At 71.9% G+C, this 24,310-nt stretch carries 25 protein-coding genes; 14 read left to right on the top strand and 11 right to left on the bottom strand.

Going from position 1 to position 24,310, the window contains the following annotated elements:
- The first annotated feature begins 6 nt into the window (after nt 1-6).
- On the top strand, nt 7-1,173 hold the full coding sequence (locus AB0873_RS05960; protein WP_366598638.1) for a nucleotide disphospho-sugar-binding domain-containing protein: 1,167 nt from the start codon (nt 7-9) through the stop codon (nt 1,171-1,173).
- A 152-nt stretch (nt 1,174-1,325) separates the two neighbouring features.
- Nucleotides 1,326-1,688 carry a cupin domain-containing protein gene (locus AB0873_RS05965; protein WP_366598639.1) on the top strand — a complete coding sequence of 121 codons (363 nt, stop codon included), beginning with the start codon at nt 1,326-1,328 and terminating at the stop codon, nt 1,686-1,688.
- A 38-nt stretch (nt 1,689-1,726) separates the two neighbouring features.
- Here the strand turns inward: AB0873_RS05965 and AB0873_RS05970 are convergent, their stop codons facing one another.
- Together AB0873_RS05970 and AB0873_RS05975 are read right to left on the bottom strand one after the other, a co-directional pair.
- A complete protein-coding gene (locus tag AB0873_RS05970; protein WP_366598640.1) occupies nt 1,727-2,476 on the bottom strand; it encodes a hypothetical protein in 750 nt (249 codons plus the stop codon).
- A gap of 99 nt (nt 2,477-2,575) precedes the next feature.
- Nucleotides 2,576-2,989, bottom strand: a complete 414-nt coding sequence (locus AB0873_RS05975; RefSeq protein WP_366598641.1) for a winged helix-turn-helix domain-containing protein — start codon at nt 2,987-2,989, stop codon at nt 2,576-2,578.
- A 179-nt stretch (nt 2,990-3,168) separates the two neighbouring features.
- On the opposite strand from AB0873_RS05975, the gene AB0873_RS05980 reads away from it, so the two are divergent.
- The 4 genes from AB0873_RS05980 (at nt 3,169) to AB0873_RS05995 (ending at nt 5,391) form a co-directional block, all read left to right on the top strand.
- Nucleotides 3,169-3,486 (top strand): DivIVA domain-containing protein, encoded by a 318-nt coding sequence (locus tag AB0873_RS05980; RefSeq protein WP_366598642.1) that lies wholly within the window; start codon nt 3,169-3,171, stop codon nt 3,484-3,486.
- Nucleotides 3,486-3,749: a hypothetical protein gene (locus AB0873_RS05985; protein WP_366598643.1), complete on the top strand. Its 264-nt coding sequence runs from the start codon at nt 3,486-3,488 to the stop codon at nt 3,747-3,749. Before AB0873_RS05980 ends, AB0873_RS05985 begins: the two co-directional genes overlap by 1 nt.
- A 69-nt stretch (nt 3,750-3,818) precedes the next feature.
- Nucleotides 3,819-4,154, top strand: coding sequence for a YciI family protein (locus AB0873_RS05990; protein ID WP_155330370.1), 336 nt, complete (start codon nt 3,819-3,821; stop codon nt 4,152-4,154).
- Complete coding sequence (locus tag AB0873_RS05995; protein WP_366598644.1) at nt 4,147-5,391, top strand: DUF6596 domain-containing protein; 1,245 nt, start codon at nt 4,147-4,149, stop codon at nt 5,389-5,391. The genes AB0873_RS05990 and AB0873_RS05995 overlap by 8 nt, the downstream gene beginning before the upstream one ends.
- Nucleotides 5,392-5,462: 71 nt before the next feature.
- On the opposite strand, the gene AB0873_RS06000 is transcribed toward AB0873_RS05995, so the two are convergent.
- Together AB0873_RS06000 and AB0873_RS06005 are read right to left on the bottom strand one after the other, a co-directional pair.
- Nucleotides 5,463-5,825, bottom strand: a complete 363-nt coding sequence (locus AB0873_RS06000; RefSeq protein WP_130320299.1) for a PH domain-containing protein — start codon at nt 5,823-5,825, stop codon at nt 5,463-5,465.
- A gap of 35 nt (nt 5,826-5,860) precedes the next feature.
- Complete coding sequence (locus tag AB0873_RS06005; protein ID WP_366598645.1) at nt 5,861-6,754, bottom strand: LysR family transcriptional regulator; 894 nt, start codon at nt 6,752-6,754, stop codon at nt 5,861-5,863.
- 114 nt (nt 6,755-6,868) lie between these two features.
- Between AB0873_RS06005 and AB0873_RS06010 the strand changes: the two genes are divergently transcribed.
- Nucleotides 6,869-7,222, top strand: a complete 354-nt coding sequence (locus tag AB0873_RS06010) for a DUF1801 domain-containing protein (protein WP_366598646.1) — start codon at nt 6,869-6,871, stop codon at nt 7,220-7,222.
- Nucleotides 7,219-7,614, top strand: coding sequence for a VOC family protein (locus AB0873_RS06015; RefSeq protein WP_366598647.1), 396 nt, complete (start codon nt 7,219-7,221; stop codon nt 7,612-7,614). The genes AB0873_RS06010 and AB0873_RS06015 overlap by 4 nt, the downstream gene beginning before the upstream one ends.
- 47 nt (nt 7,615-7,661) lie before the next feature.
- Here AB0873_RS06015 and AB0873_RS06020 read toward each other — a convergent pair whose 3' ends face one another.
- Nucleotides 7,662-7,967 carry a pterin dehydratase gene (locus AB0873_RS06020; protein WP_366598648.1) on the bottom strand — a complete coding sequence of 102 codons (306 nt, stop codon included), beginning with the start codon at nt 7,965-7,967 and terminating at the stop codon, nt 7,662-7,664.
- A gap of 182 nt (nt 7,968-8,149) precedes the next feature.
- Between AB0873_RS06020 and AB0873_RS06025 the strand changes: the two genes are divergently transcribed.
- Nucleotides 8,150-8,590, top strand: coding sequence for a (deoxy)nucleoside triphosphate pyrophosphohydrolase (locus AB0873_RS06025; RefSeq protein ID WP_155330373.1), 441 nt, complete (start codon nt 8,150-8,152; stop codon nt 8,588-8,590).
- A gap of 85 nt (nt 8,591-8,675) precedes the next feature.
- Here the strand turns inward: AB0873_RS06025 and AB0873_RS06030 are convergent, their stop codons facing one another.
- The 5 genes from AB0873_RS06030 to AB0873_RS06050 form a co-directional block, all read right to left on the bottom strand.
- The gene (locus tag AB0873_RS06030) at nt 8,676-9,779 is read right to left on the bottom strand and encodes a succinate dehydrogenase/fumarate reductase iron-sulfur subunit (RefSeq protein WP_155330374.1); all 1,104 of its coding nucleotides are present in this window, start codon (nt 9,777-9,779) and stop codon (nt 8,676-8,678) included.
- The gene (locus AB0873_RS06035; RefSeq protein ID WP_155330375.1) at nt 9,779-11,695 is read right to left on the bottom strand and encodes a fumarate reductase/succinate dehydrogenase flavoprotein subunit; all 1,917 of its coding nucleotides are present in this window, start codon (nt 11,693-11,695) and stop codon (nt 9,779-9,781) included. Before AB0873_RS06035 ends, AB0873_RS06030 begins: the two co-directional genes overlap by 1 nt.
- 13 nt (nt 11,696-11,708) lie before the next feature.
- Complete coding sequence (locus AB0873_RS06040; RefSeq protein WP_366598651.1) at nt 11,709-12,527, bottom strand: hypothetical protein; 819 nt, start codon at nt 12,525-12,527, stop codon at nt 11,709-11,711.
- A 305-nt stretch (nt 12,528-12,832) separates the two neighbouring features.
- The gene (locus AB0873_RS06045) at nt 12,833-14,266 is read right to left on the bottom strand and encodes a metallopeptidase TldD-related protein (RefSeq protein ID WP_366598652.1); all 1,434 of its coding nucleotides are present in this window, start codon (nt 14,264-14,266) and stop codon (nt 12,833-12,835) included.
- Complete coding sequence (locus AB0873_RS06050; protein WP_366598653.1) at nt 14,263-15,699, bottom strand: TldD/PmbA family protein; 1,437 nt, start codon at nt 15,697-15,699, stop codon at nt 14,263-14,265. Before AB0873_RS06050 ends, AB0873_RS06045 begins: the two co-directional genes overlap by 4 nt.
- Nucleotides 15,700-15,999: 300 nt before the next feature.
- On the opposite strand from AB0873_RS06050, the gene AB0873_RS06055 reads away from it, so the two are divergent.
- From AB0873_RS06055 to AB0873_RS06075, 5 genes are all read left to right on the top strand, one after another.
- Nucleotides 16,000-17,016, top strand: coding sequence for an ABC transporter ATP-binding protein (locus AB0873_RS06055; RefSeq protein ID WP_366598654.1), 1,017 nt, complete (start codon nt 16,000-16,002; stop codon nt 17,014-17,016).
- Nucleotides 17,013-18,092: a dipeptide ABC transporter ATP-binding protein gene (locus tag AB0873_RS06060; RefSeq protein ID WP_366598655.1), complete on the top strand. Its 1,080-nt coding sequence runs from the start codon at nt 17,013-17,015 to the stop codon at nt 18,090-18,092. Before AB0873_RS06055 ends, AB0873_RS06060 begins: the two co-directional genes overlap by 4 nt.
- The gene (locus tag AB0873_RS06065; protein ID WP_155330381.1) at nt 18,089-19,096 is read left to right on the top strand and encodes an ABC transporter permease; all 1,008 of its coding nucleotides are present in this window, start codon (nt 18,089-18,091) and stop codon (nt 19,094-19,096) included. The genes AB0873_RS06060 and AB0873_RS06065 overlap by 4 nt, the downstream gene beginning before the upstream one ends.
- Before the next feature lie 8 nt (nt 19,097-19,104).
- Nucleotides 19,105-20,091: an ABC transporter permease gene (locus AB0873_RS06070; protein WP_366598656.1), complete on the top strand. Its 987-nt coding sequence runs from the start codon at nt 19,105-19,107 to the stop codon at nt 20,089-20,091.
- A 142-nt stretch (nt 20,092-20,233) separates the two neighbouring features.
- Entirely contained in the window at nt 20,234-21,976 is a 1,743-nt protein-coding gene (locus tag AB0873_RS06075) for an ABC transporter substrate-binding protein (RefSeq protein ID WP_366598657.1), read from the top strand.
- A 112-nt stretch (nt 21,977-22,088) separates the two neighbouring features.
- On the opposite strand, the gene AB0873_RS06080 is transcribed toward AB0873_RS06075, so the two are convergent.
- Nucleotides 22,089-24,233 (bottom strand): prolyl oligopeptidase family serine peptidase, encoded by a 2,145-nt coding sequence (locus tag AB0873_RS06080; RefSeq protein WP_366598658.1) that lies wholly within the window; start codon nt 24,231-24,233, stop codon nt 22,089-22,091.
- Nucleotides 24,234-24,310: the final 77 nt, after the last annotated feature.

Consider the following 24,310-nt stretch of genomic DNA (forward strand, 5'->3'; position numbering starts at 1 on the left):
CTCGTAGTGCGCGTTCTCTTCTTCAACAATCCGATCAACGGCCATTTCCTGCCACTGCTCCCGTTGGCCCGTGCCCTGCGCAAGCGGGGGCATTCCGTTGCCTTCGTCAGCGCCGCCGGCATGGCCGCTGCCGTCGAGGCGGAAGGCTTCGAGCTGATCGCCGCCGGTCCGACAGCGGGCGTGGTGATCGACGAGCTGGCGCGTCGAACCGGCACCAACATCCTGGTCAGCAGGACGCCGGAACTCGTCGGCGAGTTCTTCGCCGGGGTGCGCGTCGACCTGGCCGTGGACGAGGCTCTCGCCGGGTCGCGTGCCTGGCGGCCGGATCTGGTCGTCTCCGAGCACCTCGACTTCGTGGGTCCGCTCGTCGCGGCCATGATCGAGCTGCCGTCCGCGGTGGTGGCGATCGACCCGGCGCTGGAGCCGGAATCCCTGGCCGCCCTTGCCGTGGCGGCGCGCTCCCGGTACCTCAGTCGCGGTCTGGCCGCACCGGACCACGTGCCGTCCGGCCGCTGGCTGCTCGACCTCTGCCCACCTAGCCTGCAACGGGGCGGTGCGCTGCCGCCGCTCGATCACATCGCGCTGCGGCCGGAGCCGCACCAGGCCCCCGACGGCACGCCGCGTGCGGCCCGCGTTCCGGGCACCGGCCGACCCCGCGTACTGGTCAGCCTCAGTACCGCTCCCGGGGCGCCGTCCGCGCTCGGCCCGGTGCTTCGGTCGTTGAGCGCCCTCGACGTCGATCTGGTGGCGGCGACGGGCGGCCGCCCGGCTGAGGAGTTCGGACTGGAGCCGGGACGGGTGGAACTGTTCTCCTTCCTGCCGGCGGCGGAGCTGCTGGACGGCGTCACGGCCGTGGTCCACCACGGCGGTTCGGGCACGACCTTCGGCACGGCGGCCCGCGGCCTCCCCGCCGTCGTCGTGCCCGGCACGGAAGGGCAGGAGCGCCAGGCGAAGCGCGTAGAGGCAGCCGGAGCCGGACTGGCCCTGCCGATCGGGGAGCAGGAACCTTCGGCCGTCGCCGCCGCGCTGGCCCGGCTGCTCACCGAGCCCGCGTTCACCGTGGCGGCACAGCGCCTCAGTGACGAGATCGCCGCCATGCCGTCGGCCTCCGAGGTGGCTGAACGCCTGACCGCGTACGTCTCCGAAAGCGGGGCCGTGGCGTCCCAGCGCTGATCCTTCGCACGGCACGCGGAGGTAGCCGCTCATCGCGGACCATGCCCGATGGACGTCCGGCGTCTCCGGCAAGGTGCGGCCGTAGCCGCTCGGCGACCACGATGACCGATTGCCGCCAGACGGGTCAGCGTCGGGGCGGCAGCCTCGACGGCATGCCGAGCACCAGCCGAGCCAGTGGTCCCGTGCCCTTCGCACACTGGTACACCTTCGCCGAGGGCGGTCCCGTGCACCGCGCCCGCCTGCCGTTCCCGTCGGAGGCGCCCGCCCCGTTCGAGGTCGCCCGGTGGTCGGTGGCCCCCGGGACGTCCAACGATTTCGATGTCCACCGGTCCCGTGAGGTGTGGGTCATCGTGACGGGCACCGGCACGTTGACGTGGGCCGACCAGACGACCGCTGTCGGCGCCGGGGATGTCGTGGCCTTCGAGAGCCAGGTGCCGCACCAGGTTCGCAACGACGGACCCGAGCCGCTCCTCGCCATCTCCGTCTACTGGCTGGAGGACGATCTCAGCGGCTAGACGGGTGTCGCGCTGGCACCTGCTTCTGGCTGCCTCGTCTAGGGCGCTTCGGCAGGTGCGGGGGTGGCCGGTCGGGTGGCGGGTCGGGCGAGGACTGCCGCCGTGACCAGCGCGATCACCAGCCATGGCACCAGCACGGGCGCCAACGCCCGCCACGCGGGCCAGGTCGGCGCGGCCAGCCCGTCGGTGAGCAGGTCGAACCAGGTGGACTGCGCACCCGGCAGCAGGCCGACGGTCACCAGGGCGGCGGCGAGCGGCTGCCGGCGGGTGCGAGCCAGCAGGAGGAACAGTCCCGCGCCGGCGAGCGCGCCGAGCACGGTGCCGCCGACCACGGCGGCCTCGAAGCCGGCGGGTGGTGCCGCCGTGACGGCGAGGCGGGTGCCGGTCGGGTGCTGCGCGAGCGTGACGAGCAGCCCGTCCCGCTCGACCCGCCAGCCGTCGCACGGACTGCCCGGCACGGCGCGGCCGTCCCGCCAACCTCGGGATTCCGCGGTACGCCGCAGGAGCCCGGTGAGCGCGCAGTCCGGGCTCTCCCCGTAGTGCAGCTCGGTCCGCCCGGAGCCGTAGTCGTCGTCGGCGAGGCCGACGCCGTGACGCCAACCTCGCACGATCATCGATCCCGATGCGTGGGTGCCGGGGAGCAGCTCCTCCGCCACGGCCGTCGACCGCTCCGGGGTGGGCGGGGTGGCACCCCGGCCGCCGTACCAGGCTCCCGCGCTCAGCCCGGCCGTGCCCAGCAACACCGCGCCGAGCAGCAGCATCGCGGCTCGCAACGCCCGTCCACCCATCGAACTCACCGCCCCCGTAGAGGGCGCAGCGTAGCTTTCACCGTCCATCAGGGCTGCCCCGGTGGACGGTGATACTCAGCCGGCAGGAGGTCGAGTGGATCAGTCGGCCGGACGGGTCAGCTCGACCTCGTCACCCGGCAGGACTTCTACCTCGCCCTTGGCGTCACGAACCTCAAGGATCGGCACACCCTCGTCGAGCTGCATCCTGCGGCGCTCGTTCCCCGTCGGCATGCGAGCGACCACCGAGCCACCCGGTGCCAGCTCGACCTTCCTCCGCTCCGGTGTCTCGCGGACCCGGGTGCCGAAGGGACGGCTCGTCGTAACCAGTCCCTCGGAACGCAGCAGCGCGATGGCCATGCGGACCGCGTCCCGGCCGATGCCGTGCTCCTGGCTCAGTCGGGTCTCACTTCCGACGTTGGCTCCAGGCGGTAGTTCGCCGGCCTCGATCTGCGTCCGGATGAGCTCGGCGAGCTGCACGTAGACCGGGGTGTGCGAGTGCGGATCGATGGCCATCTGGTCAGCCTTGTACCTCCGTTGCCAACATCCATCATGGCTTTAGTGCAACGATCCATTGTTGCTATGTTGGCTCCTTGATAGTCTCCCTGTTGCGCAACGTGACCGGGGAAGAACGGGCAGACGTCATCCCGGTTGCGTCCCATTCCATGCCCCTGTGACGAGAGAGGCAGATCGTCGTGCGTCTACTCTTCCGCCGGCGCGGCCGACACGAGCGGACCGAGCCGGCCCACGGGTCCACCTGTTACCGTTCGGCCTCGTACCATCCGCTGCGCCCCTGGCAGGTGCGGGAGCGTCGGTTCAGGCCCAGCCGGTTCGGTCGGCGAGGTCTCGACCCGGACGACGTCCACGAGTTCCTGAACCGGGTGGCCGACGATCTCTCCACGGTCTACGACGCGCTCGGCGTCAGCCGGCAGGAGACGACGCGGATCAAGGACGCGCTGCGGCGCTGGCAGTCGGAGCAGGCCCGCCGCCGCAACGTCGGAGCTTTCCGCTGATGGCGGCCGATCCGGGGCGGTTCGTCATCCACCTGCCCGTCGTCACACGGGACCTGTCGTCCGCCGTACGCCTGGCGCGGGTCGTCGCGCGGTGGGTGAGCGTGCTCCCGCAGACCGACCCCGGCGAGACCACGGTGTCCGTCGAGGACGCGCAGCACCTGCGGCACCGGGCCTTCTGTGACACGCTGCTGCCCGGCGGCCGTCGCTGCGGGCGGCGCGACGACCACGACGGGCCGTGCTCGGTGCGCCCGCCGAGATTCTGACCGCCCGACGGTCCGGATCGGGGGCGGCCGTTCGTCATCCTCGTGACGCATTCGCGAGAGGAGCACACGATGAAGTACCTGATGTTCGTCTGCACCGACACCGAGCCGGACACCGACCGCTCGGACTGGCCCGATGTCGAGGTCTGGGTGGCGGAGAACGACAGCCGGGGGCGGCGGCTGACCGGCGAGCGCCTCGCCGAGCCGTCGGCCGCGACCACGGTCCGCGTCCGCAACGGTCAACTGCTGGTCTCCGACGGCCCGTTCGCCGAGACCAAGGAGGTCATCGTCGGCTTCGACCTTCTGGAGTGCGCCGACCTGGACGAGGCGATCGAGGTGGCGCGTACCCATCCGATGGCCCGGGGCGGGCGCATCGAGCTGCGGCCGTTCGCGGACCTGGATGACTGACGGACCGGGGTTGACGCGCGGCGGCGCGGTGGTGGCGGCCGAGGCCGTCGCCACCGCTGGCCGGGAGGCGTACGCGCGGATCGTCGCCGCCCTCATCCGGGTCACCGGGGACTGGACCCTCGCGGAGGACTGCGCCCAGGAGGCGCTGGCGAGCGCGGTGCAGCGGTGGCCGGTCGAGGGCGTCCCGGGGAACCCGGGCGGCTGGCTGATGACCGTGGCCCGTAACCGGGCGGTCGACGTGCTGCGCCGGGCCCACGTCGAGCGCCGGAAGCTGCGGGATCTGGCGGTGCTGGCGTCGACCGGGCCGGAAGTGGAGGCCCCGCCGGGGGAGGGGGAGATCGTGGACGACCGGCTGCGGCTCGTGTTCACCTGCTGCCACCCGGCCCTGGCGCTGGAGGCCCGGGTCGCGCTGACGCTGCGTACCGTCTGCGGGGTTGCCACCACGGACATCGCACGGGCGTTCCTCGTCTCCGAGGCGACGATGACGCGGCGGCTCACCCGGGCCAAGGCGAAAATCCGGGCGGCGCGCATCCCGTACCGGGTGCCGACCGGGCGGAACCTCGACGAGCGGCTTCCCGGCGTGCTGGCCGTACTGTATCTGCTCTTCACGCGCGGGTACGACGCCGACGGTCAGCCCGCCTTCGCCGACGAGGCGATCCGGTTGGCGCGGCTGCTGGACCGGCTGATGCCGGGGCAGCCCGAGGTGGCCGGGCTGCTGGCGCTCGTGCTGCTGCACGACTCCCGCCGCGACGCGCGGCGGGACGGCGACGGGAACCTGTTGACCCTGGACCGGCAGGACCGGTCCCGGTGGGATCAGGGGTTGATCGCCGAGGGTCTCGCCGCCCTGGCCCGCGCCGGGCACGGCCCGTACGCCCTCCAGGCCCGGATCGCGGCGTGCCACGCCGCCGCCGCGTCCGCCGAGGCCACCGACTGGCCGGCGATCGCCCGGGCGTACGACCGGCTGGCCGACCTTCAGCCGTCACCGGTGGTCGAGCTGAACCGGGCCGTCGCCCACGGCTACGCGTACCGGCCGGAGGCGGGTTTGAGCCTGCTGGCGGCGGCGCGGGCGGGCGGGGCGCTCGACGGGTATCCGCTCGCCATCGCCGCCGAGGCGGACCTGACCGCCCGGCGAGGTGACACCGCGCGGGCGGCGGCGCTGTTCCGCGAGGCGGCGGCCGCCCACTCCGGGGCCGAGCGCCGCGCTCTGCTGGACCGGGCGGCCGAGCTGCGCCCCTGACCTGCGGCAGATCGTGGAAGCCTGCGGCCCTCCAGGGGCCGGAACCTTCCAGGATCTCGGCAAGGAGCGCGTCAGCTGATGTAGTGGAGGATCACGTTGTGGACGTGGTGGCTCTTCTGCGCGCCGCGGAACTCCACCTCGTAGGTGTGCGTGCCGACGTGGATGGCGATGGCGCCGGTGGAGAAGAACGAGCCGCCCCACGACTTGTTGCTGACCACGCTCACGCTGGTGATCTTCGAGTACGGGATGCTGGTGATCGCGTACCGCTTGCCGATGAACGAGCGGTCCTGGATGATCACGCGCCGGTCGGTCAGGCCGATGAAGCCGGTGCCGGTGCCGACGGCGTCGTAGACGGCGATGATCTGCTCACCCTCGAGCAGGCCGCTCTGGATCTGCTGGAACTGCTCCTTGCGGTCGTACGTCGCGTTCGCCATGACCCCAGGGTAGGTCGGGCGGACCACCACCAAGATCAACCGGTGGGCGCCGGGTTGGCGTCGCTCGCGGCCCGGACGAACTCGCGGGCCCGGGCCGTCGTGTTGCTCTCCCGCCACACCAGGCCGCGCCGGATCGGCGGCGCGTCGTGGATCGGCACGTACGCGACGTCGGGGCGCGGGTAGTAGCGGCGGGTGTGCTCGCCGACCGGCAGCACGCCACGGCCCATCGCGACCAGCGTCAGCATCTCGGAGAACGTCTCGCCCACCGGCCCCTTCGGTACGGGCCGCCCCGACGGGGTGTGTTCCGGCGTGCGGTCGTGCTTGAAGCCGGCCGAGGTCGCCGACGGGTACTGCACCACGGGATGGTCGGCGAGCACCTCCAGGGAGACCGACGCCCGTCGGGTCAGCGGATGGCCGGCGGGCACCGCGAGCACCCGGGCCTCCTCCAGCAGCGCCGGGCCGCAGGACATCCCGTCGAAGGGGTACGCGGCGATCAGCAGGTCGATCGATCCGTCCACCAGGCTGGACCGCGAGTTGGCGAGCTGGACCTCGCGCACCTCCACCTGGCACTCCGGGTGCCGCTGGCCGAACAGGGCGACGGCCTTGAGCAGCACCGGAGCGGTCCATTCGCCGAGGAAGGCGACGCGCAGCCGTCCGGTCACACCGCGTCCCGCCTCGGTGGCCCGGCGCACCGCGTCCTCGATGCCGGCCATCAGCGGGGCCAGGTCGTCGGCGAGCTGCCGGCCGATCGGGGTGAGCTGGACGACCCGGCTGGTCCGCGCGAACAGCGGAGCGCCGATCCGGCGTTCGAGCGTGCGGATCACCTGGCTGACCCGCCCGGTGCTCACCCGCAGGCGCTCGGCCGTACGGCCGAAGTGCAGCTCCTCGGCGAGGGTCAGGAAGGTCTCCAGCTCGTGGCGTTCCAGCACGTCCCATCCCGTCGTTGAGTCTCGCTCAACGATAGTGGCGCGATTCCGTCTTGGTCGCGCCGCCCGCCCGGCGCAGGGTGAGAGCACCGAAGCCGACCCGGAAAGGGGCACACCATGACGGTGACCGACCACCTCACCGCCCTCGACGAACCACTGCGGGAGACCGCCGAACAGCTCCGCGCCGTCATCGAGGCCGCCCTGCCCGAGGCCACCGCAGCGGTGTGGCACGGCCACCCGGTCTGGGGCCTGGGGGACCGGCCGGGCGCGCGGCCGGTCTGCCTGCTGAAGCCGTACGCCTCGTACGTGACGTTCGGGCTGTGGCGGGGGCAGGACGTCCCCGACCCGTCCGGCCGGCTGGTGGCCGGTGCGCGGCGGATGGCCTCGGTCAAGGTGCGGACCGCCGCCGACGTCGACCCGGTGCTCTTCACCGGATGGCTGCGCCGGGCGTACGAGCTGGAGACGCGGTGAACGCCGTGCGGATCACCGGCTTCGACCATCTCGTGCTCACGGTCGCCGACGTCGAGCGCTCCCTCGACTTCTACTGCGACCGGCTCGGCCTGGCGCCGGTCCGCGCCGACGAGTGGCGGGCCGGGCGTGTCCCGTTCCCGTCGGTCCGGGTGAGCCCGGAGACGATCATCGACCTGGTCCGGGGGGAGCGGGCCGGGACGAACGTCGACCACTTCTGCCTGGTGGTCGAGCCGCTGAACTGGTCGGAGGTCATCGCCGGCGGGCTCTTCGACGTGCTGGAGGGGCCGGTCGGCCGCTTCGGTGCCCGGGGCAGCGCCACCTCGGTGTACGTGCGGGACCCGGACGGCAACGCCGTCGAGCTGCGCTGGTATCCGCAGGACCGGCCGGCCTGATGTCGTCGAGCCCCGCTCGCAGCCGTCGGAGGCGGGCGGGGCTCGGGTCAGGACTCGGTGACCGCGCGGTACGCGTCCTCGATGCGGGCCGCCAGCAGGACCTCGCCCTCGGTGAGCGGCGCGTTGCCGTGCCCCACCCGGATCAGCGTGTGGTCGGCGCGCCGGCTGATCTCGGGGCGCAGGTGCAGCGCGTCGGCGACGACCTTGACCCGCTCGGTGAGCGCCGCGTGCTGCGAGTCGTCGATGACGAGGGTGCGTCGGATCTGCTCACCCTCCCGGGTCCAACCGGGGAGAAGGGTCAACGCGTCGCTGAGGTAGTCGTGCTTCCCCCGCCCGCCGAACAGCACACGCATCACCACACCTCCCAGGCGCCGTTGCCGGCTTGTGGCCAAATCGTCGCCGTCCCGTGTCTTGCCGGTGGCTCTAGTCTGTCGGCGCACGGTGAGTGTGTCCACGGCCACACTTCCGTGTCTTCTTGGCCTGACGGTCGGCCACGGTACCCAAACCGCCGATTGATCTGGCACGCTGGACGCCCGTGCGGACCGAACGGGCCAACGACGGCGGGCAGGTTGAGCGACGGGAGCCGAAGGTGATCGTCGGTGCGGCGATCATCCGGGACGGGCGGGTGCTCGCCTGCGCGCGTTCCGCGCCTCCCGAGGTGGCGGGCATGTGGGAGTTCCCGGGCGGCAAGGTCGAGCCGGGGGAGACCGAGACCGCCGCCCTGGCCCGCGAGTGCGCCGAGGAGCTCGCCGTCCGCGTCGAGATCGGCGACCGGGTCGGCCGCAACGTACGGATGGCCCACGGCCGCTCGGTGCTCAAGGTGTACGCGGCCCGCCTGCTGCACGGCGACCAGCCGCAGCCCCTGGAGCACTCGGCGCTGCGCTGGCTCTCCGCCACCGAACTGGACACCGTCACCTGGCTTCCCGCCGACGCCCCGATCGTCGCCGCACTCCGGCCCCTCCTGGCCGCCGACTGACCGTTCCCCCGACCGGACGGCCGGGCCGAAAAGGGACGGGGGCCGGCGGCGTGTGCCGCGGCCCCCGTCATCGTCTCGACCGATCTCAGTGCTTGTCCTGCTCCGGGTGGGCGAAATTGAGGTGCTCCGGCGGCAGCGGGAACGTCACGTCGTCGCCGAACGGCGACGGTGCGGCCGCGCGGTCGAAGGTGAGCTCGGTCAGGGGCATCCGACCCGACGAGTCGACGGCCGGCGCGGTGGGCTTGGGCACCTCCCGGTGCCAGTTGACGCCCTGCTGCGCCTGCGTCTCCGACTGCGGGTCGTGCGAGCCACCCGCGTGCGAGTGGACCCCGGCCGGGCCCGCCGCGGCGTGGGCGCCGACGGCACCCGGGGAGTGCTCACCGGTCACGATGGTCTGAGGCACCTGACCCCTCCGGAAGATCTTGCTACCAAGCCACACGAGGGGATCGTACCTGCGGTCGACGACCCGCTCCTTCATGGGGATGATCCCGTTGTCGGTGATCTTGATGTGCTCCGGGCAGACCTCGGTGCAGCACTTGGTGATGTTGCAGTAGCCCAGGCCCTGCTCGGCCTGCGCGTACTCCTTGCGGTCGGTCCGCGCGTCCAGCGGGTGCATGTCCAGCTCTGCGGCGCGGATGAAGTACCGCGGCCCGGAGAAGGCCGTCTTGTTCTCCTCGTGGTCCCGGACGACATGGCAGACCGTCTGGCACAGGAAGCACTCGATGCACTTGCGGAACTCCTGCGAGCGCTCCACGTCGACCTGCTGCATCCGGTAGTCGCCCGGCGCGACCCCGGGCGGTGGGGCGAACGCCGGCGTCTCCCGGGCCTTCTCGTAGTTGTACGAGACGTCGGTGACCAGATCCCGGACGACGGGGAAGGTGCGCAGCGGCGTGACGGTGATCGTCTCGTCCTCGGCGAACGTCGACATCCGGGTCATGCAGCTGAGCTTCGGCTTGCCGTTGATCTCCATCGAGCAGGAGCCGCACTTGCCCGCCTTGCAGTTCCAGCGGCAGGCCAGGTCCGGCGCGTCGGTGGCCTGGAGCCGGTGGATGATGTCGAGGACCACCTCGCCCTCGTTGACCTCGACCATGTAGTCCTGAAGGTCGCCGCCGGTCTCGTCGCCCCGCCAGATGCGGAACTGCCTCTTCGTAGCCGGCTTGCCGGCCGCCTCGGTCTTGTCGGTGCCCATTACTTGCCCGCCTCCTCAGCGAGGGCGTCGAACTCCGTCAGCTCCTCGTCGGTCAGGTACTTGGCCAGCTCCGCCCGGTCGAAGAGCGCGACCAGCTCCGGGCGCATCTTCGGCAGCGGCTTGCGGTCCAGGCGAACGGTGTCGCCCTCCAGCGAGCAGACCAGGTTGACCCGGCGCCACGCCGGGTCCATCGCCGGGTAGTCCTCCCGGGTGTGGCCGCCCCGCGACTCCTGCCGCTCCAGCGCCGCCTTCGCGGTGCACTCCGAGACGACCAGCATGTTGCGCAGGTCCAGGGCCAGGTGCCAGCCGGGGTTGTAGCGCCGGCCGCCGGCCGCGCTCACCTTGGCCACCCGCTCGCGCAGCTCGCCGAGCCGGCTCAGCGCCTCCACCAGCTCGCCCTCCCGCCGGATGATGCCGACCAGGTCGCCCATCACCGCCTGGAGGTCCTGCTGGAGGGTGTACGGGCTCTCGCCGGTGTCCCGCTGCAGCGGCGCCAGGGCCGTCTCCACCGCGGCCTCCACCACGGTCACCGGCACCCGCGGCCGGGCGGCCAGACCGTCGGCGTACGAGGCGGCGTGACCGCCCGCGCGCTTGCCGAAGACGAGCAGGTCGGACAGGGAGTTGCCGCCGAGCCGGTTGGAGCCGTGCATGCCGCCGGACACCTCGCCGGCGGCGAACAGCCCGCGCACCTGCCCGAACGCCGCGCCGGAATCCGGGTCGACCTCGACGCCACCCATCACGTAGTGGCAGGTCGGGCCGACCTCCATCGGCTCCCTGGTGATGTCGACGTCGGCCAGCTCCTTGAACTGGTGGTACATCGACGGCAGGCGGCGGCGGATCTCCTCGGCCGGCAGCCGGGAGGCGATGTCCAGGTAGACGCCGCCGGCGGGCGTGCCCCGGCCGGCCTTGACCTCGCTGTTGATGGCGCGGGCGACCTCGTCGCGGGGCAGCAGCTCCGGCGGGCGCCGGTTGTTGTCCGGGTCGTCGTACCAGCGGTCCGCCTCGGCCTCGTTGTCCGCGTACTGCTTGCGGAACACGTCCGGCACGTAGTCGAACATGAACCGCTTGCCGTCGGAGTTCTTGAGGACGCCGCCGTCACCGCGGACCGACTCGGTGACCAGGATGCCCTTGACCGAGGGCGGCCAGACCATGCCGGTCGGGTGGAACTGGAGGAACTCCATGTTGATCAGCGTCGCCCCGGCGCGCAGTGCCAACGCGTGGCCGTCCCCGGTGTACTCCCACGAGTTCGAGGTGACCTTGTACGAGCGGCCGACACCACCGGTCGCCAGCACCACCGCGGGGGCCTCGAAGAGGACGAACTCGCCGGACTCCCGGTAGTAGCCGAACGCCCCGGCGATCCGGTCCCCGTCGAGCAACAGCTCGGTGATCGTGGTCTCGGCGAAGACCTTGAGCCGGGCGTCGTACGAGCCGTGCTCGCGCTTGTCCTCCTGCTGGAGGGAGACGACCTTCTGCTGGAGGGTGCGGATCAACTCCAGGCCGGTGCGGTCACCGACGTGCGCCAGCCGCGGGTACTCGTGGCCACCGAAGTTGCGCTGCGAGATCTTCCCGTCCTTGGTGCGGTCGAAGAGCGCACCGTACGTCTCCAGCTCCCAGATCCGCTGCGGCGACTCCTTCGCGTGCAGCTCGGCCATCCGGAAGTTGTTGAGGAACTTGCCGCCGCGCATCGTGTCGCGGAAGTGCACCTGCCAGGTGTCCCGGCTGTTCACGTTGCCCATCGCGGCGGCGGCGCCGCCCTCGGCCATCACCGTGTGGGCCTTGCCGAAGAGCGACTTCGAGATGATCGCCGTCTTCTTGCCGGCGAGCCGGGCCTCGATCGCCGCCCGCAGCCCGGCGCCGCCGGCCCCGATCACGACGACGTCGTAGTGGTGTCGTTCGATTCGCGTGGTAGTGGTCATATCAGGGGGCCCTCTAGTTGATGAACCGCAGGTCGGTGATCCACTTGGCCGCGACGGCCATGATGTACAGGTCGGTGAAGATCACCGTGAACAGCGACACCATGGCGAACGTGCCGTGCCGGACGTTCAGCTTGGACACGAACGTCCAGAAGCGGTAGCGCAGCGGGTTCTTGGAGAAGTGCTTGAGCCGCCCGCCCATCACGTGCCGGCAGGCGTGGCAGGAGAGCGTGTAGCCGGCGAGGGCGACGACGTTCACCAGGATGATCAGGGTGCCCAGGCCGATGCCGAAGCCGCCGTCCGGCCCGCGGAACGCGAGGACCGCGTCGTAGAGGTTGACCAGCAGGATCACTGCCGCCAGGTAGAAGAAGTAGCGGTGCCAGTTCATGACGAACAGCGGAAACCGGGTCTCACCGGTGTACTTCTTGTGCGGCTCGGTCACGGCGCAGGCCGGGGGCGACGCCCACAGCGAGCGGTAGCCCGCCTTGCGGTAGTAGTAGCAGGTCACCCGGAACCCGGCCACGATCGGGAACGCGATGATGCCGAGCGGAACGAAGAACGGGAAGTCGCCGAACGGGGTGCCGAAGTGGGCCGAGCCGGGCACGCACTCGTTCGACACGCACGGCGAGTACAGCGGCGTGAGGTAGTGGAAGTCCTCGACGTAGTACCACTTCGCCATGAAGATGCGGACCGTCGAGTAGACGATGAAGAGGAGCAGGATCGCGGCGATGATGGCGGGCTGCACCCACCAGCGGTCGGTACGCAACGTCCTCGCCGAGATGGCGGCGCGGGGCCGTGCACCCGGCCCTCCCGGCCTCGTTGCCGTTGATGTCATTTCCAGTCGTCTCCCTGACGGGGCCCTGACGGGCGGCGGATCACGTTCCCTTCGGTCAGCGGACCGGCCAGACCGCGTCCACTGCCACGTCTTGCGCACACCAACGACCGCGCCGGCGATACGGCGCAGCTAAGTGACACACGTTACGCCGATCTTCGCGAGCCGTCCGCGCAAGGCAGTGTCCCGTGTGTTCCGGCGCTTGGAAACCCCTTCCGTCACAATCGATGTCCGCCCGTCAGGACCGGCTGGTGGCGGTGCGGACGCCGACCGCGTCCCGTTCCAGATCCAGGCAGGACTCCACCAGGTCAGCCGGAAGCCCCGCCGGTGAAGTTCCACGAGGCGAGCCGCAACGCCGGCGCCTCCCACCAGACGCCGTCGACCCGGTCGGGCTGGCGCACCGGTCGCCGCCCCAGGCCGCGCACCGCGCCGGGGCCGAGCGCCCTCGGGTACGCCTCGGTGAAGCGGAAGTCGCGGACCGCGCGGGCGACCACCCCGTCCTCCACCAGCCATACGCCGTTGCGGGTCAGGCCGGTGACGACCAGGCTCTTCGGGTCGAGCACCCGCGTGTACCAGAGGTCGCTGACCAGCAGGCCGCGCCGCACCCCGGCGACCAGTGCGGCGGTGTCCGGATCGACGACCGCGCCGGAGAGGTCCCCGCCGCCCACCCACTCCGACTCGCCGGCCGGCGGACCGGCGGCGGCCGGCGCGGCCGCTGCGGGGGACAGGCGCAGGTTGCGGGGCATCGGCCCCCAGGTGGCGCCGCCGGCGACGGCGTGCCCGGTCGAGGCCGTGCCGACCTCCGCCGCGGTACGCCGGTCGTGGGTCACGGCGCGGGTGGTGCCGGCGTCGACCAGGGTCACCGGGCCGCGCGGGGTGCCCTCCACATCGAACGGCAGCCCGGAGCCGCCGAGTGGATCGTCGACCAGGGTGACCAGCGGGTCGAACTGGGCGACCCCCGGCTCGGCGAAGGACTGCCGCTCGGCGTACCGCTTGCCGTTGAAGCCGTAGAAGGAGAGATTCTGCAGCAGGTCGGCGACCGCGGCCGGCTCCAGCACCACCTCGTAGCGGCCGGGAACCAGCTCGACCGGGTCGGCCGCCGCCCGGGCCTTCGCGGCCGCGCGGGCGCCCAGCACCGTGCCGTCGAGGTCGGCGAGGCGGTCGGCGGCCAGTCGCGCCACCCCGTCCGCCCCGCCGGTGCGGGCGATGCCGTCCATCGCCGCCTCGGCCGTGCGGCCCCGTGCCGAGTGGCCGGCCGAGTTGGCGAACGCCGACGAACGAAACGCCGTGCGGCAGTAGCCCGCCGCCTCCAGCCCGCCGGCCGCCGCCACGAACGCCCGGACCCGCTCGGCCCGCTCGTCCGGCTCCGCGTACGCGGTGGCCTCGTCCACCGGCGCGCCGGACGGGGTCGGTGCGGGCGGGGTGAGGCCGGGCCAGGCCGGGTCGGGCGGGCAGAGCCGTGCGGCGGCCAGGGTGCGCTCGACGAGCGCGGACAGACCGTCGGCGGTCACCACGCTGCCGCTGCCGGCGGCGGTACGCCCGTCCGCGTGCACCCGCAGGCGGACCCCGACGCCGGACTCGGCGACGTTCTGGTGGATGAACGAGTTGGCGAACCGGGTCAACGCCACGTCCGCCCGGGTCACCACCACCTCGGCCTGGGTGGCCGGCCCGCCGAGCCGCCGGACCAGTTCGATCACCTGGCCGGCGAGGTCCGGCTCGGACCGGTCGTGCGGCCCGTTCACGCGCGCACCCCCACCCGGACGTCGCGGAAGCGGGCCGGTGCCGCCGGGTGGCCGGTGTGCCCGACCTGGCCGGGCTGGCCCTTGCCGCAGTTGGGCGTGCCCCAGGAGACGGTCTCGCCGGACAGCATGTCCATCGAGCGCCAGAAGATCGGGCCGATGCCGGTGTACGTCGGGTTGCGCAGCATCCGCCCCCGTCTGCCCTTCCTGATCTCCCAGCCGATCTCGCAGCCGAACTGGAAGTTGAGCCGCTTGTCGTCGATCGACCAGGAGCGGTTGACGTCCATCAGCACACCGTCGTCGGTCGCCGCGACGATCTCCTCCAGGGTGTGCGGGCCGGGCTCCAGGCCCACGTTCGTCATCCGGACCATCGGCAGCCGCGCCCAGCCGTCCGCGCGGACGCTGCCGCCATGGTCCAGGCCGGCGACCGCGGCCGAATCCCGGCCGGCGAGCACACCCACCCAGCGTCCCTCGCGGACCGCGTCCCGTTTGACGGCCGGCGAGCCCTCGTCGTCGTACCCGAAGCTGCCCAGCGCGCCGGGGATCGTCGGGTCGATGGTGATCGTCATCAGCTCCGAGCCGTAGCGCAGCGACCCGAGCTGGGCCAGGTCGAGCCAGGAGGTGCCGGCGAACGCGGCCTCCCAGCCGAGGATCCGGTCCAGCTCGATGGCGTGCCCGACCGACTCGTGGATCTGCAGCGCGAGCTGCTCGCCGCCGAGGATCAGGTCGGTCTCGCCGGCCGGGCAGAGCGGAGCGGTGAGCAGCGCCCGGGACTCCTCGGCGATCCGCGCGGCGTGCGCGGTCAGGCCGAGCGAGTCGACCAGCTCCCAGCCGGTCGTGCCGTACTGGCCGCGGTAGCTCGGGTACGAGCGGCGCTGGGTCTCGCCGTCCCCGATCGAGGTGGCCGAGATACCACCGCCGCACTCGCGGATGCGCTGGTCGATCCGGTGGCCCTCGCTGGAGACGAACCACTTCGCCGTGTCCCAGATCTGGTAGAGGCCCTCGGCCACGTCGGCGCCGTGCTCGGCCACCAGCTTGGTCGCCTCGACGAGCAGGTCACCCTTGGTCGACAGCGCCACGCCGAGCGGATCCACCTCGCAGGCCGAGGCCCAGCTCGCGGTGACCGGCTCGGCCGGCACCAGGTCGATGGGCGGCCCGGGCACGCGGGCGCTCGCGGCGGCCGTCCGCGCGGCACGCCGGCCGGCGTCGCGGGCGGCCGCGTCGGACAGGTCGGGGACGGCGTGGAAGCCCCAACTCGACCCGACCAGCGCCCGGACGCCCAGCCCGACGCTCTCGTCCTGGGTCAGCTCCTCGACGTCCCCGTTGCGGGCCGACATCGACTCGTAGCGCCGGTGCATCACCCGGGCGTCGGCGTACCGGGCGCCCGCGTCGAGGGCGGCCTGGACGGCGGCGGAGGCCGCGTCGAACTCGGTCATGGGCCGACCCTAGGCGAGCGGCCCGACATCCGTGATCCCTTCCGCCGCCGGATGCGGTGTCCGGTCGACGGGAGGGGCCGACCTGCCGCCCGCCGGACGGACAGGGCTGTCGGGGGCGTTGTGCAGTCGTTACGCTGGGGTCCGCTGACAGCCCGCGCCTTGTAGCTTATTTTCACCCTTTGGGTTCTGCTGTAGGTTCCCTACATCAATCCGAGGGAGGCGGTCGTGGGCAGTCCGGAATCAGCGCCGAGCCGCCCCAGCGCGCCGGAGCCGCGCACCGGCGACGCACCCTACCTGCGGGTGAGCGACCTTCGCGTGCGGTTCGACACCACCGACGGCGTGGTGCGTGCGGTCGACGGGGTGTCGTTCGCGGTGGAGCGTGGCCGCACCCTCGGCATCGTCGGTGAGTCCGGCTCCGGCAAGAGCGTGACGTCCCTGGCGATCCTCGGCCTGCACGACCCGAAGCGCAGCGCCATCACCGGCGAGATCTCCGTCGGCGGCCGGCAGTTGGTCGGCCTGCCGGAAGAGGAGGTACGCCGGTTGCGGGGCCGGGACATGGCGATGATCTTCCAGGATCCGTTGTCGGCGTTGCATCCGTACTACTCGGTGGGGCGGCAGATCGCCGAGGCGTACCGGGTGCACCATCCGGAGGCTGGCAGGCGGGCGGCGCGGCAGCGGGCGGTGGACATGCTGGGCCGGGTGGGGATTCCGCAGCCGGGGCGCCGGTTCGACCAGTATCCGCATGAGTTTTCGGGTGGGATGCGGCAGCGGGTGATGATCGCGATGGCGTTGGTGAACGATCCGGATCTGGTGATCGCGGATGAGCCGACGACGGCGTTGGATGTGACGGTGCAGGCGCAGATCCTGGATCTGCTCGCCGATCTGCAGGCGGAGTTCCGGTCGGCGATCGTCTTGATCACGCATGACCTGGGGGTGGTGTCCCAGGTGGCGGATGAGGTGTTGGTGATGTACGGCGGTCGGGGGGTGGAGCACGGGGGTGTGGAGCAGGTGTTGCGGCGGCCGCAGCATCCGTACACGTGGGGGTTGTTGTCGAGTGTGCCGTCGTTGCACGGTGACGCGGCGGCGGACCTGGTGCCGATCCCGGGCAACCCGCCGTCGTTGATCAATCTGCCGTCGGGGTGTGCGTTCCATCCCCGTTGCCGGTACGCGGGCCGCAACGGCGACCGGTCCCGCACAGAGGTGCCCGAGCTGCGCCCGGCCGGCGCGCCCGGTCACCTGGTCGCCTGCCACCTCTCCGCCGACGACCGCACCCGCTGGTACGCCGAGGACGTCGCCCGGGTGGGGGTGGCCCGATGAGCGCCGACACCGCACCGGCCCGACCCGGTGACCCGACCATCGGCCCCGACGTTCCGCCGGCCGCCGAGCCGTTGTTGCGGGTGCGGGGGTTGACCAAGCATTTCCCGGTGCGGACGGGGTTGCGGGCGTCGGGGTTGGTGCGCGCGGTCGACGGGGTGGATTTCGACGTGCGGGCTGGGGAGACGCTGGGTCTGGTGGGGGAGTCCGGGTGTGGGAAGACGACGACGGGTCGGATGTTGGTGCGGTTGTTGGAGCCGACCGCCGGGTCGATCGAGTTCGCGGGGCGGGACATCACGCATCTGGGTCGGCGTGGGTTGCGGCCGTTGCGGCAGCAGCTGCAGATCATCTTCCAGGACCCGTACGCGTCGTTGAACCCGCGGCACACGGTGGGGCGGATCGTGGCGATGCCGTTGCAGGTCAACCGGATCACCCCGCCCGGCGGGACCAGGGCCCGGGTGCGGGAGCTGCTGGAACTGGTGGGGTTGAACCCGGAGCACTACAACCGGTATCCGCACGAGTTCTCCGGCGGGCAGCGGCAGCGCATCGGTATCGCCCGCGCGCTGGCGTTGCAGCCGAAGTTGATCGTGGCTGACGAGCCGGTGTCGGCGTTGGACGTCTCGATCCAGGCGCAGGTGGTCAACCTGCTGCGCGATCTGCAACGCGACCTGGGGCTGGCGTTCGTGTTCATCGCCCACGACCTGGCCGTGGTGCGGCACTTCTGCCACCGGGTCGCGGTGATGTACCTGGGTCGGGTGGTGGAGATCGGCGACCGCACCGACATCTACGAACGCCCGCAGCACCCCTACACCCGGGCCCTGCTGTCGGCGATCCCGGACGTGACCCGGCTCGGCCCGGCCGGGCGCATCCGCCTGTCCGGCGACGTGCCCACACCCCTGGACCCGCCGTCGGGCTGCCGCTTCCGCACCCGCTGCTGGAAAGCCCGCGACATCTGCGCCACCCAGGAACCCGACCTCACCCCCCGCGACGGCGGCCGGCAGGCCACCGCCTGCCACTTCCCCGAAGCCGGACCCCTCACCAACGGGTCACGGCCCGACGCCGAGGAGGTGTCGCGATGAGCCTGTCCCCGGTGGAGGGCGTGGCTCTGGCCGAGATCGAGTCCGGCGGGGACGCCGGTACACCCCGGGAGAAGCGGTTCGTCGGCCGCTCACCCGGGCAACTCGCCTGGCTGCGGCTGCGCCGCGACCGTACGGCCATGGTCAGCGGTGCGCTGCTGATCCTGTTCGTGCTGGTGGCGCTGGCCGCGCCGCTGATCGAGGCGCTGTACGGGGTCGGCCCGCGCGATCAGTTCCAGAGCAAACTCGACGGCTTCGGCATGCCCCTCGGCTACGCCGGCGGCGTGTCCGGCGACCACTTCTTCGGGCTGGAGCCGGGTCTCGGCCGGGATATCTTCGTCCGGCTGGTGTACGGGCTGCGGACCTCGCTGTTCATCGCCTTCGCGGCGGCGGTGATCACCACGGTGATCGGCATCGTCCTCGGGGCGCTCGCCGGTTACCTGGGCGGCTGGCTGGACGCGGTGGTCAACTGGATCACCGACCTCACCCTCGCCATGCCGTTCCTCATCATCGCGCTGGCGCTGACCCCCACGCTCACGCTGCGCTTCTACGGCGAGCGGGACGCGGTGCCGCCGGCCTTCGGGGTCGGTGTGCTGATCGCCGTCTTCGCGATCTTCGGCTGGACGAGCACCGCCCGGCTGGTCCGGGGTCAGGTGATCGCGCTGCGGGAGCGGGAGTTCGTCGAGGCGGCGCGGGCCAGCGGGGCCGGTCTCGGGCACATGCTGTTCCGGCAACTGCTGCCGAACATCTGGGCGCCGATCCTGGTGGCGTTCTCGCTCGCGGTGCCGCAGTTCATCACCAGCGAGGCCGCCCTGTCCTTCATCGGCGTCGGCCTCACCGAGGAGACGCCGAGCTTCGGCCGGATGATCTACCAGAGCCTGGACTACCTCCAGACCGACCCGGCGTTCGTCTTCTTCCCCGGCATCACGATCTTCGCGCTCGTGTTCGCGTTCAACCTCTTCGGCGACGCGCTGCGCGACGCGCTCGACCCGAAGTCGTCGAGGTAGGTGCAGACATGGCGCGCTTCCTGATCAAGCGGATCCTCTCCGCCGTGCTCACCCTGTTCGCGGTGAGCGTGCTGACGTTCCTCATGTTCTTCGCCCTGCCGCGCGATCCGGTCAGCGGTATGTGCCCGAAGAACTGCAGCCCCGAGCGGCTGGAGCGCGTGCGTCAGGAGTTGGGCCTGCGCGACCCGCTGCTCACCCAGTACGGCGGCTACATGAAGGGCATCTTCACCGGCCGGGACCTGGGCAGCGCGCAGGGCGGCCGGTGCGACGCGCCCTGCCTCGGCTGGTCGTACGTGAACAACGAGGCCGTGCTGGACACGATCACCCGGGTGCTGCCGGTGACGCTCAGCATCGTCATCCCGGCCGTGATCCTCTGGCTGCTGCTGGGCGTCGGGCTGGGCATGGTGTCCGCCTTGCGCCGGGGCACCTGGCTGGACCGGGCGGCGATCGGTTTCTCGCTGACCGGTGCCTCGCTCCAGCTCTACTTCGTCGGCGCGGTTCTGCTGCTGGTCTTCGTCTACAACCTGCGGCTGCTGCCGGTGCCGAGCTACACGTCGATCCTCGACGATCCGCTGAGGTGGGCGAGCGGGCTGGTGCTCGCCTGGCTCGCGCTGGCGTTCCTCTTCTCCGCGATCTACGCCCGGCTGTCGCGGGCGCAGATGCTGGAGACGCTGTCGGAGGACTTCGTGCGTACCGCGCGGGCGAAGGGCCTGGCCAAACCGACCGTGTACGGGCGGCACGCGCTGCGCGCGGCGATCACGCCGGTGGTCACCATCGCCGGTCTCGACGTCGGCGCGGCCCTGGGCGGCACGGTCATCACCGAGACCACCTTCGGCCTTCAGGGGTTGGGGCGTACGGCCGTGGAAGCGGTCCGGGCCGGTGACCTGCCCACCATCATGGCGACCGTGCTGATCGCGGCGGTCTTCGTGGTGGTGGCCAACGTCCTGGTGGACCTCCTGTACGCGGCCATCGACCCGCGCGTCCGGCTCGGCTGACCCACCCGCTCACGAGGCGGTGGCCGGCGGCCGGACGGCGGTGAAATTTATCGACAACTGTTACACAACTTGTAGTTTTTCTTCTTTACGATCCTCGGGACGCCGGTGGTCAACCGGCGCGACCGGGGTGGAGGAGGTAGGAATGCGACCACGCGTGGCGGCCGCCGCAGGCGGCGCGATCGCACTGGTGGTGGCCCTGGGTGCGTGTTCGAAGAACACGGGCGAGGGCACCACGGTGGACACCAACCGGCAGCAGACCGGGGTCATCGCGACCGACCCGAAGGACTCGAAGGGGCCGGCGGCCGAAGTTCCCGGCGCCCAGAAGGGCGGCACCTTCACCATCATCCGGGAGACCCCCATCTCCCACCTGGACCCGCAGCGGACGTACTCGTTCGCGGGCCTGATGGCGTCCCCGCTCTTCGCCCGCTACCTGACCACCTGGAAGGACGACGGCAAGGGCGGCCTGGTCCTGGTCGGCGACCTGGCCGAGACGCCGGGCACCAACGTCAACAACGACTGCAAGGTCTGGGAATTCAAGATCAAGGACGGGGTCAAGTTCGAGGACGGCCGCCCGATCACCAGCAAGGAGATCGCGTACGGCATCGCCCGCTCCTTCGACCCGGACCTCACCAGCGGCCCCACCTACATCCAGGAGTGGCTCGCCGACTCCCCGCAGTACGACACGGCGTGGGACTTCAAGGCGAACAAGACCGCGCTGCCCCCGGGCCTGACCACGCCGGACGCGAAGACGCTGCGCTTCGAGTTCACCAAGCCGCGCTGCGACCTGCCGTTCGCGGTCTCGCTGCCGACCACCGCGCCGCTGCCGGCCGACAAGGACACCGGCGTCAACCTCGACAACCAGCCGTTCTCGTCCGGGCCGTACAAGATCACGAAGTACACCGCCGGCACCGAGATCGTGCTGGAGCGCAACGAGCACTGGGACGCGAACACCGACCCGGTGCGGCACCAGTACCCGGACCGGTTCGTGTGGAGCTTCGGCCCGACCGCCGACGCCGCCAACAACCGGGTGATCGCCGACAACGGCGCCGACCAGAGCGCCCTGGCCTGGAACTTCGTCCCCTCCTCGCTGGTCGCCCGGGTCGCGGGCGACCAGGCGCTCAAGTCCCGCAGCATCCTGTCGCCGACGCCGAGCGCCAACCAGCTGGTCATCAACAACCAGCGGGTGAAGGACCTGAAGGTCCGGCAGGCGCTCAACTACGCCATCGACCGCGAGGGCCTGGTCAAGGCGCTGGGCGGGCAGACCGTCGCGTCCCCGATGACCACGCTCATGCCGCCGTCCACGATCGGCTACCAGGCGTTCGACGCGTACCCGGCCGGCGCGACCGGCAACGTCGAGAAGGCCAAGGAACTGCTCGGCGGCCAGACCCCGGAGCTGGTCCTCGGCGTCGCCGACAACACCACCGAGCAGCAGATCGGAGCCCAGCTCAAGGGCAACCTGGAGCGGGCCGGCTTCAAGATCATCGTACGGAACATCCCGGACGACGCGAAGCTCGACGAGATCAAGAAGAAGGACAACCCCTGGGACCTGTACATCGGTAACTGGGCGGCCGACTGGCCGAGCGGCGCCTCGATCCTGCCGGTGCTCTACGACGGCCGCACCATCAAGGCCGAGGGCAACAGCAACCAGTCGTACTTCAACGACCCGGCGATCAACGCCGAGATGGACCGGATCCTGGCCCTGTCCCCGGCCGAGCAGGGCCCGGAGTGGGGCAAGCTGGACGAGCGGATCATGAAGGAGCACGCGCCCGTCGTGCCGCTCTACGTCGACGTGGCGTACGTCGTGCACGGCTCGAAGGCCGGCGGAGTCTTCATCTCCAGCGTCTTCGGGTACCCGTCCTTCGTGAACGCGCACGTGAAGCCGTAACCCGCACCGCGGAAGCGGGCCCCCGGTCGACAGCGTCGTCGGCCGGGGGCCTTCCGCGTTGTTAAGAAGGGGCCCTTCCTCTACCGCAGGCGTCAAGAAGGGGCCCTTCCTTTCACGCCAGGTGGGTGCGGAGGAAGTCGAGTTCCAGCTTCAGGAGGCGTTCGGCGGTGCCGCCGGCAGCCATGTGCGTGGCGCCAGTCAGCGGAAGCACCGAGTGCGGCCGCCCGGTGGCCAGCAGCGCCGCCGACAGCCGCAGGGTGTGCGCGGCCACCACGTTGTCGTCGGCCAGCCCGTGCACCAGCAGCAGCGGGCGCGCCTGGTCCGGGCCGGTGACCGGCTCGGCCGCCAGCTCCACCAACGAGTGGTGGGCGTACACGTCCATCCCGTCGTCCGGCAGGCCCAGGTACCGCTCGGTGTACGCCGTGTCGTACAGGGCCCAGTCGGTCACCGGCGCGCCGACGATCCCGCACCGGAACAGCTCCGGGTGCCGCAGCACGGCCAGCCCCGCCAACCAGCCCCCGAACGACCAGCCCCGCACGGCCACCCGGCCCAGGTCCAGGTCCGGATGCTTGTCGGCGAGCGCGGTGAGCGCCTCCACCTGATCGGTGAGGACGACGTCCGCCATCCGCCGGTGGATGGCCTTCTCGAACGACGGCGCGACGCCCGGCGTGCCCCGGTTGTCGACCACGACCACCGCGAACCCGGCGTCGGCCCACCACTGCCGCTCCAGCCACGCCGACCGGGCCGCGAGCACCTCCTGGTGGCCCGGGCCGCCGTACACGTCGAGCAGCACCGGCAGCCGGCGGCCGGTGACGTGGTTGTCCGGGTAGAGCACCGCAGCCGGCAGCCGGCGGTCGGTCACCCGCTCCAGCAGGGGCAACGGCGAGTACGGCGGGGTCGCGGCGGACGACCGCAGCTCGGCCACCTCCCGGTCGCCCTGCCACACCGTCCAGCGCAGGCCGGCGTGGTCCAGCGAGGCGCTGCCGACCACCAGGACGTCACCGCCGACGGCCGCCACGTGCCAGCCCGAGTCGGTGGTGATCCGTCGGGCGTCGACGCCACCCCCGATGGTGGTGCGCACCCGGAACAGGTGCTGCTCGCTGGGCTCGCCCTCGCTCGCCTCCACGACCAGGTCGGCCGGCCCGCTGCCCGAGGCGGCCGGCAACCGGCCCACCACCCGGCGGACGTACAGCGACGGCGGGGTCAGCAGGGTGCCGTCGGCGAAGAGGCAGCGGGCGTCGTACCCGTCGTGGGCCAGCTCCCCGCCGACCAGCACCCGGCCGTCCGGCAGGTGGGCGGGGGTGCCCGGGATCGGGTCGACCCAGCGCGGGTCGGCCAGCTCGGCGTGCACCTGCGTCTCCCCGGTACGGGGGTCGACCGCCAGCACCAGGCCGTGCTGCTGGGACCGGCGCAGCACGGTGATCAGCGGCCCGCCGTCGGCCCAGTGCACCGTCGTCAGGTACGGGTAGGTCTCCCGGTCCCAGTGCACGTCCACCCAACCGTCGTCGAGGTCGAGCAGGTGCAGGCTCACCTCCGCGTTCGGGCCGCCGGCCCGGGGGTACGCGACGCTCGTCGGCGCGCTCGCCGGGTCGGCCGGGTCGTGCAGGTGCCAGCGCTCCAGCCGCGACTCGTCGACCCGTGCGGCGAGCACCGACCGCCCGTCCGGGGCCCACCAGTAGCCGCGGAACCGGTCGAACTCCTCCGCCGCGACGTGCTCGGCCAGGCCCCAGGTCACCCCGGAGTCCTCGCCGGCCAGCATGGTGTCGGTGCCGTCGTGTTCGACCACCCGCAGCTCGCCGCGCCGCACCCCGTCGGTCTCGTCGGTCACGTACGCCAGCCGTTGCCCGGTCGGGTCCGGCCGCGGGTCGAGCACCGGGCCGGTGGTGGCCACCTCGACCACGTCACCGTGCACGAGGTCGGCCCGGAAGAGCCGGCCACCGAGAGCGAAGACCGCCACCCGGCCGGCCGAGTCGAGCGCGTACGACCCGATGCCGGAGGCGCTCAGGCGGAGGCGCTCGCGCAGCGCGCGCTCACCGGGGCTGAGCTTCTCGGCGTCGCCGCCGAGCAGCGCCGCCGGGTCGGCGACCAGCCGCTCCTCCCCGCTGGCGACGTCGAGCAGCCAGAGCGCGTCGGCCGGGTCCTCCGGGCCGGCCGAGCGGAGGAAGACCACCCGGGAGCCGTCGTCGGCCACGGAGACGGCGCGTGGTGCCCCGTGGCGGAACCGACGGGTACGTGCGGCCAGTTCCGGAAAGTCCACACGTCGGATCGTAGGACGGCGCCGGAGGTGATGTGGCCGACCTGCGTGGACGCGTCCGGGCCGGCGGGGGAGAACCG

Source organism: Micromonospora sp. NPDC047707 (assembly GCF_040704235.1).
In the GTDB taxonomy this organism is placed as follows: domain Bacteria; phylum Actinomycetota; class Actinomycetes; order Mycobacteriales; family Micromonosporaceae; genus Micromonospora.